The following is a 14,917-nucleotide window of genomic DNA, read 5'->3' as shown; positions in this document are numbered from 1 at the left end:
CCCCACACTAACGGTACGGATGTCCGCCCCGCGCCGGGCGGTTGACCGGCGGAAACCGGAGGCACCCGGAGACGGCCCCACATGCCGATGGCCCGGTGGCCGCACCCTGCGTACAGGGTGCGGCCACCGGGCCATCGCGGTCCGGCATCCGAGTGCGCGTCCGAGTGCGCGGCGTCAGATGGCTGCCTTCTTCAGGCGCCGCCGCTCACGCTCGGAGAGGCCTCCCCAGATCCCGAACCGTTCGTCGTTGTTGAGGGCGTACTCAAGGCATTCGGAACGGACTTCACAGGCGAGGCAGACCTTCTTGGCCTCGCGGGTGGAGCCGCCCTTCTCAGGAAAGAAGGACTCGGGGTCGGTCTGGGCGCACAGCGCGCGCTCCTGCCAGCCGAGCTCTTCGTCCGCGTCCTCGACCAGCAGTTGCTGGAACAGCTCGGTCATGTGCGCCCCTCGTCTGTCTCTTGCGTCCCCGTGATGCGGCCGTTATCCCGGCCGAACGACACGAGTGAAATTACAAGTGTGTAGCTTCGGGCCAGTCAAGCGAAGATCTGCTATTGGCCTCGGTATTCACTCTGCGGAACCAAGCCTATGCGGTAAGTGTTCAAATCGCCAAAAACCTGACATATGCCATCGGCGTCATCCAGTCCCGCTTCCCACCGGGTGAGACGAGCGAGGCGGTCCGGATGTTTCGATTTGATCACCGGAGCGACCAAGATCACAGTAGGGTCACGGACCCTCAGCCGCGTTTACGGACACACTCGATGCGCCACCTTGCCCCGACCATGGGTGCCAAAACCTTTCTCCATCCGCCGCAACCGGATGGGGTGAAACATTGCCGCCAAATCGGGCATTGGGTTGACAAGGGGCGGACGCAGCCGGTCTTCTTGACCGTATGCAGGCGACCGCAGTGACGTACCCGACCCACACCCGTGGGTTCCGTACGGCTGTCCAGGCCCGCTGTTGCTGTTCCAGCTGTCACAGCTGTTGAAGCCGTAGCGCTCCAGCTCTGATCCAGCTTCGTTTCATCGCATTCCGGTCTCCGCGACCCCCCGCACGCGCACCCACATGCCGAGGAACCACCGCACCCATGAACAGCGACAGCGACCTTTCGATCGCCGGCGACATCCTTGAGGTCCAGCACCTTCTCCAGCCGGCCGCCCCCCATCCCTCCACCGTGGCCGGGTTCGCCGGACTGGCCCGGTCCATCGCCGCGGACCGCGCGCGGTGGGCGCCCCTCGTCCGGTACGACACCACGACCCGCTGGTACCACCGCCTCCAGGAGGTTCCCCGAGCTCTCGGCTCCGCTCGAGCAGGGGAGGCCCCGATGGGCTACGAGGTATGGCTGCTGAGCTGGGTCCCCGGCCAGGGCAGCGGACGCCACGACCACGGCCTCTCCTCCGGCGTACTCACGGTCCTGGAGGGCGAGTTGACCGAGCACACGGCACGGGGGGCGCAGGCCCTGAAAGCGGGCGCGCAGCGCGTCTTCGCCCCGGGGTACGTCCACGAGGTCGTCAACGACTCCCTGGAACCCTCCGTCAGCCTGCACATCTACTTCCCCGGCCTGACGGACATGCCCATGCATGCGGCACAGTGCGCCCCGGCCGCCCAGGACGCCGTCCCGGCCTGACACCACCCCCCACAACGATCAGGCTCCGCCTGCCACACTGTCGGGCATGCGCATTGTGGTTCTGGCCGGCGGTATCGGTGGTGCTCGTTTCCTGCGTGGCCTCAAACAGGCCGCGCCCGACGCGGACATCACGGTGATCGGAAACACCGGCGACGACATCCATCTGTTCGGACTGAAGGTCTGCCCCGACCTCGACACCGTGATGTACACCCTCGGCGGTGGCATCAACGAGGAGCAGGGCTGGGGGCGTACCGACGAGAGCTTCCGGGTCAAGGACGAGCTCGCGGCGTACGGGGTGGGGCCCGAGTGGTTCGGCCTCGGCGACCGTGACTTCGCGACCCATATCGTCCGTACGCAGATGCTCGGCGCGGGCTATCCGCTGAGCGCCGTCACCGAGGCCCTCTGTGCCCGGTGGAATCCGGGAGTCCGGCTGATCCCGATGTCCGACGACCGCGTCGAGACGCATGTGGCGGTGGACGTCGACGGCGAGAGCAAGGCCGTCCACTTCCAGGAGTACTGGGTGAAGATGCGCGCCTCCGTGCCCGCGCAGGCAGTCGTGCCGGTGGGCGCCGAGCAGGCCAAGCCCGCACCGGGCGTCCTGGAGGCCATCGCCGAGTCCGACGTCATCGTCTTCCCGCCGTCGAACCCCGTCGTCTCGGTGGGCACCATCCTCGCCGTGCCCGGCATCCGGGAGGCGATCGCCGAGGCCGGCGTTCCCGTCGTCGGGCTCTCCCCCATCGTCGGCGACGCGCCCGTACGGGGCATGGCCGACAAGGTGCTGGCCGCTGTGGGCGTCGAGTCCACCGCCGCGGCCGTCGCCCAGCACTACGGTTCCGGCCTGCTCGACGGCTGGCTCGTCGACAGCGTGGACGCGGGAGTGGTCGACGAGGTCGAGGCGGCGGGGATCCGCTGCCGCGCCGTTCCGCTGATGATGACGGACCTCGACGCCACCACCGAGATGGCCCGGCAGGCCCTGGTACTGGCCGGGGAGGTACGGGCATGAGAGGCGGGCCGGACGGCGCGGCACCCTCGTACCGGGTTTGGGCCCTGCCCGGGATGCCCGAGGTGCGGGAGGGCGACGACCTCGCGAAGCTGATCGCCGCCACGGAGCCCGGCCTGGTGGACGGCGATGTCCTGCTGGTCACCTCGAAGATCGTCTCCAAGGCGGAGGGCCGGATCGTCGAGGCCACCGACCGGGAGGCGGCGATCGACGCCGAGACCGTCCGGGTGGTCGCCCGGCGCGGGACGCTCAGGATCGTGGAGAACCGGCAGGGGCTCGTCATGGCCGCGGCCGGGGTCGACGCCTCGAACACCCCGGCCGGGACGGTCCTTCTGCTCCCCGAGGACCCGGACGCGTCGGCCCGGCTGGTCCGGGACGGGCTGCGGGACGCGCTCGGGGTCGATGTCGGGGTCGTCGTCACGGACACCTTCGGGCGTCCCTGGCGCAACGGCCTGACGGACGTGGCGATCGGAGCGGCGGGGATCAAGGTCCTGGACGACCTCCGGGGCGGCACCGACGGATACGGCAATCCGCTGAGCGCCACCGTCGTGGCCACGGCCGACGAACTGGCTTCCGCCGGTGACCTGGTGAAGGGCAAGGCGTCCGGACTGCCGGTCGCGGTGGTGCGCGGGCTCCCCCACGTGGTGGCGGACACGCCCGGGGACGAGGGCGCCCGCGCGATGGTGCGGGTCGCGGCAGACGACATGTTCCGGCTGGGTACGTCCGAGGCGGTACGGGAAGCGCTGAATCTCCGGCGCACGGTGAGGGAGTTCACGGACGAGCCGGTCGACCCCGGTGCCGTGCGACGAGCGGTGGCGGCGGCGGTCACGGCTCCGGCGCCCCACCACACGACACCGTGGCGGTTCGTGCTGCTGGAGTCGGCACGATCGCGTCACCGGCTGCTGGACGCCATGCGGGACGCGTGGATCGAGGATCTGCGGCGGGACGGGCGCAGTGAGGAGTCGGTCGCCAAGCGGGTGCGGCGGGGCGACGTCCTGCGCGACGCCCCGTATCTGGCGGTGCCGTGCCTCGTGATGGACGGCTCGCACACCTACGGGGACGAGCGCCGGGACACCGCGGAGCGCGAGATGTTCGTGGTCGCGGCCGGTGCGGGCGTGCAGAACTTCCTGGTGGCGCTCGCGGGCGAGCGGCTCGGCTCGGCGTGGGTGTCCTCGACGATGTTCTGCCGGTCCGTGGTGCGTGAGGTGCTGGACCTGCCGGACTCCTGGGATCCGTTGGGCGCGGTGGCTGTGGGGCACCCGAAGGGGACACCTCCGGCGCGGGCCGCACGGGACGCCGGGGCGTTCATCGCGGTGCGCTGAAGCGGGCCCCGGGACTGCCGGTCAGAGCCGGGCGATGTCGCGTGGCGTCATACGGGGCGCCCGGCGGGCCGGGACGTGACCCGAGAGCATGATCAGGCGCGTCGCACGGTGGCGCTGCCCCTCGTACGGGGCGAGGAGCGCCAGCATCTCCTCGTCGTCGGCGTTCCTGTTGCCCGCGAGCGCGTGGCCCACGATGCCCGGCAGGTGGAGGTCGCCGACCGTCACCGCGTCCGCCGCGCCGTTCGAACGCTGCAGGGTCTCCGCCGCGGTCCAGGGACCGATGCCCGGGATCAGCTGCAGCCGGGCCGTCGCCTCGGGGAGTTCCATGGCGGCCGCCTCCTCCATGCGCCGGGCCACCCGGACCGCGCGCAGGATCGTGGCGGAGCGTTTGGCGTCCACGCCCGCGCGGTGCCACTCCCAGGACGGGATCAGCGACCAGGTCCTGGCATCCGGCATGACGTACAGGCCGTACGAGCCGAACGCCGCGTCGGCGGGGCCGGGGGCGGGGGTCCCGTAGGTGCGGACCAGCAGCCGCCAGGCGCGGTAGGCCTCGTCGGTGGTGACCTTCTGTTCCAGGATCGAAGGGATCAGGGACTCCATGACCAGCCCGGTACGCAGCAGGCGCAGGCCCGGCCGGCGGTGCCGGGCCAGGGCGATCAGCCGGTGGCGGGGGCGGAAGTCCTCCGGGGTGTCGCCCCCGCCGAGGAGTGCGGGGACCCCGTCCAGGAGCCACTGAGCGCCCGGCCCCCAGGCCGCGGCCGAGATCCGGCCGTCGTGGGGCGCCGAGACGCGCAGGGTGCCGGGGCCGGCCGGGGTGCGGGTCGCCCGCCAGAAGGATCCGTCGGGCAGCGCCCGGTAGGTGGGGTCGGCCGGGCCGCGCCGCAGCGGGCTCAGGACCAGCCGCAGGTCGAGCGGGTCCGGCGGTGTCCAGGTCCGGGTCAGCGGCGGGGCGGACGCGTCCGTCACCGCCGGCTCCGGCCGGGGCGCGGCGGTGGTGCGGGGTACGAAGCGTCCTGCCACGGGTGAGGTCCTCGGTCGTCGGGGTACCTGTCGAGGGTAACGGCCGGGTGAGGCCGTCAGGCCGACGAGGAACTCTCACGGACCGGAGGGCGGCCCGGTCACTGGTCGGACGAGAAGCGGACCGAGGCGTCCGGGAGGACCGCGCCGCACCAGACCCGGATTCCGTCCCTCAGCTCGTTGTCGGCGCCGACCTGGGCGCCGTCGCCGATCACCGCGCCCGTGAGCACCGAACGGCTGCCGATCCGGGCACCGGCTCCGACCAGCGAGTCCGTGACCACCGCGCCCGGTTCGACGACGGCGCCGTCCAGCACGGTGGAGCCCGAGATCCTGGCGCCCCCGCCGATCAGCGCGCCCTCGCCGATGACCGTACCGCCGGTGAGCTTGGCGTCGGCGGCCACGGAGGCGGTGGGCAGGACGAGCCGGTCGCCGCAGCGACCGGGGACCGCGGGGGACGGCGCACGGCCGAGGACCAGGTCGGCGGAACCGCGGACGAACGCCTGCGGGGTGCCGAGGTCCAGCCAGTAGGTGGAGTCCACCATGCCCTGGAGATGGGCACCGCCGGCCAGCAGGCCGGGGAACGTCTCACGCTCCACGGAGACGGGCCGGCCGGCCGGAATCGTGTCGATGACCGACCGGCGGAAGACGTACGCCCCGGCGTTGATCTGGTCGGTGACTATCTCCTCGGGTGTCTGCGGCTTCTCCAGGAAGGCCGTCACCCTGCCCGTGGCGTCCGTCGGTACGAGACCGAAGGCGCGCGGGTCCTCCACTCTGGTGAGGTGCAGGGAGACGTCCGCCCCCGAGGTGGCGTGCGCCGAGACCAGGGCCCGGATGTCGAGGCCGGTGAGGATGTCCCCGTTGAACACGATGACGGGTTCGTCCGGGCCCGAGGCCAGGCGCGACGCCACGTTCCGGATGGCTCCGCCGGTACCGAGGGGTTCGTCCTCGGTGACGTACTCGATGGAGAGGCCGAGCGACGAACCGTCACCGAAATACGGTTCGAATACCTCCGCCAGGTAGGACGTCGCGAGCACGATGTGCTCCACCCCGGCCGCCCTGGCACGCGCCAGCTGGTGGGTGAGGAACGGCACCCCCGCCGCCGGAACCATCGGCTTGGGGGTGTGCACCGTGAGCGGACGCAGCCGGGTGCCCTTGCCACCGACCAGGAGGATCGCTTCTTTTGCCTCTGTCACAGCACCGTCTCTGCTTCCTGCTGGGGCCCGGCCTCGTTTCGGCTGGCCAGTGTATGCAGACCGTTCGGAGCCTCCCGGTCAGCGGCCCTGCAGCTTCGCCGAACTTGTCCGGGCCGTGCCGAGCTTCTTGTAGAGACGGATTCCTGGGCATTCGGTTGCGAACCCGTCGCGGTGCCCGGAGATGACGTTGAGTTTGGCCTTCGCACCCTTCTTGTACTTGCCGCTGCCGCCGGAGACGAGCGTGACCTTGCCCTTCGGGTTGCGGCCGAACAGGCCGAGCTTCCAGGCGGTGAGCTTGGCGATGGCGGTGACCGCCGCGGCGGGCGGGTTCTTCGAGCTGTACGACCCGAGTACCGCGATGCCCATGCTGTTCGTGTTGAAACCGAGGGTGTGGGCCCCGAGAACCGCCTTCGACACGCCCCCCGCGCGTCCTTCGTAGATGTTTCCGCACTTGTCGACGGCGAAGTTGTAGCCGATGTCCCGCCACCCGCTGCTCTTGACGTGGTAGCGGTAGATACTGCGCAGGACTGAGGGCGCCTGGGCGCAGGTGTAGTTGTTGCCGGTGGCGCTGTGGTGGATGAAGGCCGCCTTGACGGTCGAGGTGTAGGCGAAGGTGCGCTCGCGCAGGCTCTCGTCGGCGCCCCAGCCCTTGCGGGTGACGATGCGCGGCCGCGGTCCCACGAACGGCTTGGCGCCGGCTCCGACGACCGCCTGCTCCTCCGACTCGGCCTTGCTCAGCGCGGGGATCTCGGTGGCACCCAGCGGGGCGAGGTCGGCGTTGACCGCGGAGCTCTCGGCAGCGGCCATGGTGAGGCCGGCGGACTCCGGGAGCGCGCCGGGCTGGGGGGCCGTGGCGGGCGTCGCGGTGCCCGGCGAGGGAGTGACCGCGGACGGGGTCCCGGTGACCGGGGTCTCCTCGGCGCGCGACTGCTCCGGGTCGTCGCCCGGGTCGACGAGCTCCACCTGGAGGCCCTTGGGGAGGGGCTCGGTGCCGGCCGCGCCGGTTCGCGGCCCGGCGTCCTCGGAGCGCACGCGCACCTCGACGCCGTCCGAGTCGCCGACCCAGAGGGGGGCGGTGGAGCCGCGCACCGTGCCCGATTCGCGTTCGGGAGTGCCGGAGTCGGCGGCGTGGTCGTGGTTGTGGGTCTCCAGGGACTGCCAGCCGGACCACGTGGTGGTGCCGGTCGCGCGGGTGCGGACCTGGACGGTGCCGTGCAGCTCGGCGTCGGCGTCGTCCCAGACGACGCCGACCAGCGAGAAGCGGTGCGAGTCACGCCGCAGCAGCCCTTGCGCGGCTGCGGGGTCCATGGATTCGGTGGGTGTGCCGGTGGCCCGCGGGAGCGTGTCGGTGAGCGGCCGCAGGGGCATCGACTGGGTCGAACCGGCGGGTTCGGCCGGGGCGGCCGCGGGCGCCTGCGCGGACGGGGCCTTGACGGGGGCGGCGGGAGCGGGCGCGGCGAGCGGGAGGGTGAGTGCCGTCGCGCAGGTGACGCCGATCGAGGTTGCAAGAAGTGCACGCATACAGGAAATCCTTGACAGATTCCGGCATTCCCGGCTACTGGAGTAAGCCCGCCTACAGTTGACGCACCGTCTGCCGAACCGGTGTACGAAGCACTCGTGACGCCCCGTCGGGCGGGCGCCCGCCGCGTACCCTTGCGCGGATGAACGCCAGTGATCGCACCCCCGCCGACCTGCTGCGATCCGCGCTCGCCGCGGACCCCGGCCGTCCCCTCGTCACCTTCTACGACGACGCAACCGGAGAGCGCGTCGAACTGTCGGTGGCCACCTTCGCCAATTGGGTGGCCAAGACCGCCAATCTGCTCCAGGGCGAGCTGGCCGCCGAACCCGGCGACCGGCTCGCCCTGCTGCTCCCCGCTCACTGGCAGTCGGCCGTCTGGCTGCTCGCCTGCTCGTCGGTGGGAGTCGTCGCCGACGTCCAGGGCGACCCGGTCTCCGCCGATCTGGTCGTCAGCGGACCGGACACGCTAGACCGGGCGCGCGCGTGCCGGGGTGAACGGATCGCGCTGGCCCTGCGCCCGCTGGGCGGCCGCTTCCCGCAGCCTCCCGAGGGGTTCGCGGACTACGCGGTGGAGGTGCCCGGCCAGGGCGACCGCTTCGCCCCGTACGCCCCGGTGGACCCGGCGGCCCCCGCCCTGACCGTGGGCGGCGTGGGACTGACGGCGGACCAGCTCGTCGCACGGGCCCGCGAGGACGCGGCGGAGCTGGGCCTTGTCCCGGGGTCCAGGCTCCTGACGGGCCGTACGTACGACACCTGGGAGGGGCTGTCCGCAGGGCTCTTCGCGCCGCTGGCCGCGGGGGGCTCCGTGGTCCTGTGCCGTCACCTGGACCGGCTGGACGAGGACGGGCTGGCCAAGCGCGTCGAAAGCGAGCGGATCACCGGCACCGCGGTATGACAAGCGCCCCGAAGGACACTCGTCCGGCCCACAGCGGGCCGAGCCCTCGGGGAAGAGCGCCGGCGGCGGTACATGATCGGGCGGTACGAAGCACCGCCGGGAACGCCGTCCGGACGCACAACCAAGCGTGAGGTTCAGCCGTCTACTCCTGCGACCGGCGGCCCATCGCGCCGCCGAACGTGAAGGATGGACGCAGACGTGAGCGACAGCCCCGGCACCCCGGCCGAACCGGACCGCCCGGACCACCCGGCCGGGGGCGGTCCGGCGGACGGGTCGCAGGACACGCCCGGGGCGGCCCCGCAGGACGACGCCTCCGCCGGCGGATCGGGGGCGGACGGGAGCGCCGGCGGGACCACGGACGGCACCTGGGGCGAGCGCCCCCGGCAGGGACCCCCGGGCCGCCCGCGCCCCTGGCTCCGCTGGACCGCCCTCGCCGCCTCCTTCCTCGTGCTGGTCGCCGCAGGGGTCGGATGGTGGCTGTACAACAAGCTCGACGGCAACATCACGACCGACACGAGTGCGGCCGCCGAGCTCAAGGCGTACGAGAAGGAGCGCCCGCGGCCGACCGCCAGAGGCGCCCGGAACATCCTGCTCATCGGCTCCGACACCCGCTCCGGGGACAACAGCAGATACGGACGCGACGACGGCGGCAGCCAGCGCTCGGACACCACGATCCTGCTGCACCTCGCGGCCGACCGCAGGAGCGCGACGGCGATGTCGGTCCCGCGCGATCTGATGGCCGAGATCCCCAGCTGCCACACCGGCGGCGGCAAGGCCACGAAGGAGCAGTTCGCCCAGTTCAACTCGGCCTTCGAGCTCGGCGGCACGGCCTGCACGATCCGTACGGTCGAGAAGATGACGGGCGTCCGCATCGACCACCACATGGTCATCGACTTCAACGGCTTCAAGGACATGGTCGACGCCGTGGACGGTGTGGAGGTCTGCCTCAAGGAGCCGGTCGACGACGCCGACGCCCATCTCAAGCTCCCCGCGGGACGGCAGAAGCTCGACGGCGAGAAGGCCCTGGGATACGTGCGGGCCCGCAAGTCGATCGGCAACGGCAGCGACACCGAGCGCATGGACCGTCAGCAGAAGTTCCTGGGGGCCCTCGTCAACAAGATGCAGAGCAACGGCGTGCTGCTGAACCCGACGCGGCTCTACCCGGTGCTGGACGCGGCGACGAAGTCGCTCACCACGGACCCGGGCCTCGACTCCCTGAGGGACCTGTACGACCTGGTGCGCGGGATGCGGAACGTCCCCACGGAGAAGGTGCAGTTCCTGACGGTGCCCCGGAGGGAGTACCGCGCCGACCCGAACCGCGACGAACTCGTACAGCCGGACGCGGACCGGCTGTTCGCGCAGCTGCGCAAGGACGAACTCGTCGCCGTGGTCCCCGCCGACGAAATCAAATCCGGGGATTCACAGCCGGATCACAGCTCCGGAAACGACACGGCCGGCCGGAAGTCGGGCGATACGGGCGCGAGCCCGACCCCCGCCCCCACCTATTCGGGGTCGAATGCGGCAGATGACCTGTGCGGCTCGTAAAGCAATCCCCAAGACATCAACAGACAGGGAAGGCAATCCGGAACGGAATGGGCGTAATGCCCGGTTGTAAAGAGCGTGGAATGTGTCACGCGCGTCCCCTGTGGCCGATTCCGCCGGATAGTGTGACGCGATCCGGTGCTCGCGGCCATCAGGCCGCACACGGCCGGAACGGACGACCGAGCGCCCGGCCGGGGGAGGCGCCTCGCGTGGCACCGACGGAGGATTCAGGAAACCGTGGACGCGCATAGCCGTGGGCGGGCGGATGAAATCGATCCCGCCGACCAATGGGTGCTCAACCCGCAGACCGGCAATTACGAATTGCGACTGAACCACTCCGGAACAGAGTCATCAAGACCTTCCCGTACGACGAATCACTCCGGCAGCCGGGGCGAATCCGAAGCACCTCACACCGGGATACCCGCCCAGCGGGGCCGCCACCCGGCCGGGAACGGCGGCGACCGGAAGCAGCCGGCCGCCGGCCGGGGGCGTGGGCAGCGAGCCTCGCGGCGTAAGAAGGCCCTGCTGTGGACCGGTGGGGTCATGGCCTTCGTGATCGTCGCCGGATCGGCGGGAGCCTACGCGCTCTACCAGAAGTTCAACGGCAACCTCGACACCGTCGACGTCGGTGACGCGGGCAGCAAGAGCGTCACGGCCGACGGCCCGCTCAACATCCTGATCATCGGCACGGACAAGCGGACCGGCGAGGGCAACGAGGGCTACGGCGACAAGGGCAGCACGGGCCACGCCGACACCAACATCCTCTTCCACGTCTCCGCCGACCGCACCAACGCGACGGCGATGAGCATCCCCCGGGACCTGATGACCGAGATACCCGACTGCACCACCAAGCAGGAGGACGGTTCGGAGAAGGACATACCCGGCTCGCAGAACGTGCGCTTCAACGTCAGCCTCGGTCAGGAGGGACGCGACCCCGGCTGCACGATGCGCACGGTCAAGGAGATAACCGGCCTGTCGGTCGACCACTTCATGATGGTCGACTTCAACGCCGTCAAGACCCTCTCCACCGCGGTCGGCGGCGTCGAGGTCTGCCTGGACAAGGCGGTCAAGGACCCCGACTCGCATCTCGACCTGCCGGCCGGCAAGTCCACCATCCAGGGCGAGGACGCGCTGGCCTTCGTCCGCACCAGGCACAGCTTCGGCAACCAGAGCGACCTGGACCGGATCAAGGTCCAGCAGCAGTTCATCGGCTCGATGATCCGTCAGATGAAGTCCGACGACACACTGACCGACCCTGGCAAGCTCTTCAAGCTCGCCGACGCGGCGACCAAGGCGCTCACCGTCGACTCCGGCATCGGGTCGATCAAGAAGCTGACCTCGCTGGCGCAGGAGCTCGGCAAGATCGACACGAAGAACATCACCTTCGTCACCATGCCGGTGAAGGACAACCCGGCCGAGCCGACGCCGGTCACCGTGGTCGTGGACCCGGAGAAGTCCCAGCAGCTGTTCTCGATGATGCGTTCCGACACCTCCCTCACCGAGGTGAAGAAGAAGGAGCAGGCGGCCAAGGACAAGCAGGAAGCGGTCCTCAAGGGCAGCAGGGCCGACGCCGCCGACATACGCGTCGACGTCCTCAACGGCGGCGACATCGCCGGTGCGGCGGACGCGACCGTCACCTGGCTGCAGGACGAGCAGGGCGTGGCGGAGTCCGCGAACAAGGGCAACGCCCCGGCGAAGGCCGGCAGTACGACGCTGACGTACGCACCGAGCCAGGCGGACCAGGCCCGCGCGCTCGCGGACATCGTGGGCCTGCCCGCCACCGCGCTGGAGCAGGGAACGGCCGAGGGCGGTCAGGCGATGGTGCTGACCCTGGGAGCGGACTTCAAGGGTGCGGGCGTGCCCGTCACCGGTCCGGCAAAGGCGCCGGAAGACATACAGAGGGCAAGCGCCGACAAGGCGGAATGCGCGAAGTGACGACGGATCGTCGCGCCACAGCTGAATTCAGAGGAGCAGGGGGATCCTGGTGGGACGGAGCAGCACGCGCGGGGAGGGGACACGGCCACGCAGCCGGCATGACGGGCCGAGCGGGGAGAGCGGGGGCGACGCGCCCGGCGACGGCGGGCGGAGGGGCCGCGGCCGGTGGGACCGGTCCGCCCCGGCCGGCAGCGGCGACGGTCCGGCGAGGCCCGGCCGCAGTGCGCGGCGGGCCGCCGCGAAGGGCGGCAAGCGGCGCGCCCTGCGCTGGGTGGCGTCCGTTCTCGCGCTGCTGATACTCGGCACCGGCGGCGCCGGTTATCTGTACTACAAGCACCTCAACGGCAACATCAAGAAAGAGGACCTGACGCTCGGGGACAAGGAGATGGCCGACCACAAGGCCAACTCCGCCGGGCAGACGCCTCTGAACATCCTGCTCATCGGATCCGACGGCCGGGACTCCAAGGCCAACCAGAAGCTGGGCGGCGCGAAGGAGACCTTCGGAGGCACGCCGCTCGCCGACGTGCAGATGCTGCTCCATCTCTCCGCGGACCGCAGCAACATCTCGGTCATCAGCATGCCGCGCGACACCATGCTGAAGATGCCCAAGTGCACCGACCCCGACACCGACGAGGTGTATCCGGCGAGCACCGTCGACGTCCAGACCAACGAGAGTCTGGGCCGCGGCGGCCCCGGGTGCACGGTGGCCGCCTGGTACGAGCTCACCGGCATCACCATCGACCACTTCATGATGATCGACTTCGCGGGTGTGGTCTCCATGGCCGACGCGATCGGCGGCGTCCCCGTCTGTGTCGACGCCAACGTCTACTCGCACACCAGCGACGGCAAGGGGTCCGGGCTGAAGCTGGAGGAGGGCACCACCTCCGTCCAGGGCAAGCAGGCCCTCCAGTGGCTGCGCACGCGGTACGGCTTCGAGGACAACACGGACCTCGGCCGGACCAAGGCCCAGCACCAGTACCTGAACTCGATGGTCCGTGAGCTGCGCAAGGGCACCAAGCTCACCGATCCCGGAAAGCTGATGGACCTCGCCGAGGCGGCCACCAGCGCGCTGACGGTCGACAAGGGCCTCGACACCGTCAAGAAGCTGTACGACCTGGCCGAGGAACTCAAGAAGGCCCCGACCGACCGCATCACCATGACGACCATGCCGAACGTCTACGGCACGGGTCAGTTCAGCGGCCGGGTGTACCCGAAGGCCGACGAGGCCGAGCAGGTCTTCCGGATGGTCCGCGAGGACGTCCCGCTCGACGGCAGGGCGTCCAAGCGCAAGACGCCCGTCACCAAGGACCAGGCCGCCCCCGACGCCGAGATCGCTGTCACCGTGCGCAACGCGACCTCCACGGACGCCCTCGGGCCGGCCCAGGGCCGTGCGACCACGGTCCAGGAACTGCTGACGGATGCGGGCTTCGCCAAGACGTCCGTCGACTCGGAGAACGTCGAGCCTGCCGACAGGACCGGCATCCTGTACCCCAGCGCGGACCTGGAGGGCGACGCACAGGCGGTCGCCAAGGCGCTCGGGATCCCGGTGTCCCAGGTGAAGAAGTCGACCGACGTCTCGGGCGTCGTCCTGGCCGTGGGAGCCGACTGGCGCAAGGACGAGGCGTACCCCGCCAAGGCCGCCGAGGAGAAGACACCGGACTCGGCGAACCCGCTCAACGGCGCGGACGAGGAGGCGTGCATGCACGTCAACCCGAACTACACCTGGTGACGTCGTGAAAACGGGAAGGGGCCCCGCCGGCGACGGCGGGGCCCCTTCCCGTGACCACGGCGGTCAGGCCGTCCGCTCCCGCACCGCCGGGCGGCGGCTGGCGATGACCCGCTTCGCCAGCGAGCGGGGGCTGGTCAGGAAGCCGTACCCCCAGGACATGTGCATGGTGGCCAGCGCCACCGGGATCTGCGCGCGCGCCTTCAGCGGCAGGCCCTTCCCGGCGGGCAGCGATCCGGCGACGATCGCCGCGGCGTACCCGGCCGGCACGACGAACGCCCACGGGGTGACGGCGGCGCCCACGACGATCCCGGCCGCTATCGCGCAGACCGCGGCCGGCGGGGCCAGGTAACGCAGGTTGATCGAGCCGGAGTGGTAGCGGGCCACCACATGGCGCCAGCGGCCGTACTCCTTGTACTGCTTGGAGAGCGCGCGGACGCTGGGCCGTGGGCGGTACTGCACCTTCAGCTCCGGCGAGAACCAGACCAGGCCGCCCGACTCACGGATCCGGAAGTTCAGCTCCCAGTCCTGGGCGCGGATGAACTCCACGTTGTAGCCCTCGGCGCGCTCCAGCGCCTCGCGGCGGAAGACCCCCAGATACACGGTCTCGGCCGGGCCCGCCTTCCCTCCGGTGTGGAAGGCCGCGTTGCCGACACCGATCTTCGACGTCATCGCGGCGGCGACGGCCTGCTCCCAGGCGTTCTCGCCCTCTGCGTGCATGATGCCGCCGACGTTCTGCGCGCCCGTCTCCTCCAGGAGGCGGACAGCGGTCGCGATGTAGTTCGGCGAGAGCATGCCGTGGCCGTCCACGCGTACCACGATCGGGTGACGTGAAACCTTGATCGCGGCATTGAGCGCGGCAGGGGTACGGCCGGTCGGGTTGGGGACGGTGTGGACCCTGGAGTCCTCCCGGACCAGCTCGGCAGCTATCTCGTCAGTACGGTCGTTCGAGGGGCCGAGGGCGATCACCACCTCCATCTCGCCGGCGTACTCCTGCTCCAGGATGTGCCGGACCGAGTTCCTGAGATGGCGTTCCTCGTTGAGCACCGGCATGATCACGGAGACGGCGGGGTACTGCGCGGCAGACATGTGGTCCTCGGTGGGTCCTCGGGGGTGCCGGGGTTCCGGGGGATTTCGCACCCCA

At 70.7% G+C, this 14,917-nt stretch carries 12 protein-coding genes; 7 read left to right on the top strand and 5 right to left on the bottom strand.

Features of this window, described 5'->3' with window-relative positions; all coding sequences use genetic code 11:
• Nucleotides 1-174 precede the first annotated feature (174 nt).
• Nucleotides 175-438, bottom strand: coding sequence for a WhiB family transcriptional regulator (locus tag ACIREO_RS30600; RefSeq protein ID WP_031093859.1), 264 nt, complete (start codon nucleotides 436-438; stop codon nucleotides 175-177).
• Between the two features lie 646 nt (nucleotides 439-1,084).
• Between ACIREO_RS30600 and ACIREO_RS30595 the strand changes: the two genes are divergently transcribed.
• The 3 genes from ACIREO_RS30595 to ACIREO_RS30585 are packed head-to-tail and all read left to right on the top strand — an operon-like array spanning nucleotide 1,085 to nucleotide 3,946.
• Nucleotides 1,085-1,624 (top strand): cysteine dioxygenase, encoded by a 540-nt coding sequence (locus ACIREO_RS30595; protein WP_404116030.1) that lies wholly within the window; start codon nucleotides 1,085-1,087, stop codon nucleotides 1,622-1,624.
• A 46-nt stretch (nucleotides 1,625-1,670) separates the two neighbouring features.
• Complete coding sequence (gene cofD, locus ACIREO_RS30590) at nucleotides 1,671-2,627, top strand: 2-phospho-L-lactate transferase (RefSeq protein WP_404116028.1); 957 nt, start codon at nucleotides 1,671-1,673, stop codon at nucleotides 2,625-2,627.
• The gene (locus tag ACIREO_RS30585) at nucleotides 2,624-3,946 is read left to right on the top strand and encodes a coenzyme F420-0:L-glutamate ligase (protein ID WP_404116026.1); all 1,323 of its coding nucleotides are present in this window, start codon (nucleotides 2,624-2,626) and stop codon (nucleotides 3,944-3,946) included. The genes cofD and ACIREO_RS30585 overlap by 4 nt, the downstream gene beginning before the upstream one ends.
• 21 nt (nucleotides 3,947-3,967) lie before the next feature.
• Here ACIREO_RS30585 and ACIREO_RS30580 read toward each other — a convergent pair whose 3' ends face one another.
• From ACIREO_RS30580 to ACIREO_RS30570, 3 genes are all read right to left on the bottom strand, one after another.
• Nucleotides 3,968-4,966 (bottom strand): DNA-3-methyladenine glycosylase family protein, encoded by a 999-nt coding sequence (locus ACIREO_RS30580; protein ID WP_404116024.1) that lies wholly within the window; start codon nucleotides 4,964-4,966, stop codon nucleotides 3,968-3,970.
• Between the two features lie 98 nt (nucleotides 4,967-5,064).
• Nucleotides 5,065-6,156 carry a sugar phosphate nucleotidyltransferase gene (locus ACIREO_RS30575; RefSeq protein ID WP_404116022.1) on the bottom strand — a complete coding sequence of 364 codons (1,092 nt, stop codon included), beginning with the start codon at nucleotides 6,154-6,156 and terminating at the stop codon, nucleotides 5,065-5,067.
• A gap of 78 nt (nucleotides 6,157-6,234) precedes the next feature.
• On the bottom strand, nucleotides 6,235-7,677 hold the full coding sequence (locus ACIREO_RS30570) for an N-acetylmuramoyl-L-alanine amidase (protein WP_404116020.1): 1,443 nt from the start codon (nucleotides 7,675-7,677) through the stop codon (nucleotides 6,235-6,237).
• A gap of 140 nt (nucleotides 7,678-7,817) precedes the next feature.
• Between ACIREO_RS30570 and ACIREO_RS30565 the strand changes: the two genes are divergently transcribed.
• The 4 genes from ACIREO_RS30565 (at nucleotide 7,818) to ACIREO_RS30550 (ending at nucleotide 13,776) form a co-directional block, all read left to right on the top strand.
• A complete protein-coding gene (locus ACIREO_RS30565) occupies nucleotides 7,818-8,570 on the top strand; it encodes a TIGR03089 family protein (RefSeq protein ID WP_404116018.1) in 753 nt (250 codons plus the stop codon).
• 186 nt (nucleotides 8,571-8,756) lie between these two features.
• Nucleotides 8,757-10,115, top strand: a complete 1,359-nt coding sequence (locus tag ACIREO_RS30560) for an LCP family protein (RefSeq protein ID WP_404116016.1) — start codon at nucleotides 8,757-8,759, stop codon at nucleotides 10,113-10,115.
• 234 nt (nucleotides 10,116-10,349) lie between these two features.
• Nucleotides 10,350-12,047, top strand: coding sequence for an LCP family protein (locus ACIREO_RS30555; protein WP_404116014.1), 1,698 nt, complete (start codon nucleotides 10,350-10,352; stop codon nucleotides 12,045-12,047).
• A gap of 49 nt (nucleotides 12,048-12,096) precedes the next feature.
• On the top strand, nucleotides 12,097-13,776 hold the full coding sequence (locus ACIREO_RS30550) for an LCP family protein (RefSeq protein ID WP_404116012.1): 1,680 nt from the start codon (nucleotides 12,097-12,099) through the stop codon (nucleotides 13,774-13,776).
• Between the two features lie 63 nt (nucleotides 13,777-13,839).
• Here ACIREO_RS30550 and ACIREO_RS30545 read toward each other — a convergent pair whose 3' ends face one another.
• On the bottom strand, nucleotides 13,840-14,862 hold the full coding sequence (locus tag ACIREO_RS30545) for a glycosyltransferase family 2 protein (protein WP_404116010.1): 1,023 nt from the start codon (nucleotides 14,860-14,862) through the stop codon (nucleotides 13,840-13,842).
• Between the last annotated feature and the right edge of the window lie 55 nt (nucleotides 14,863-14,917).

The organism is Streptomyces sp. NPDC102441 (assembly GCF_044765585.1).
GTDB lineage: Bacteria > Actinomycetota > Actinomycetes > Streptomycetales > Streptomycetaceae > Streptomyces.
This window is presented reverse-complemented; position numbering and strand designations above follow the sequence as displayed.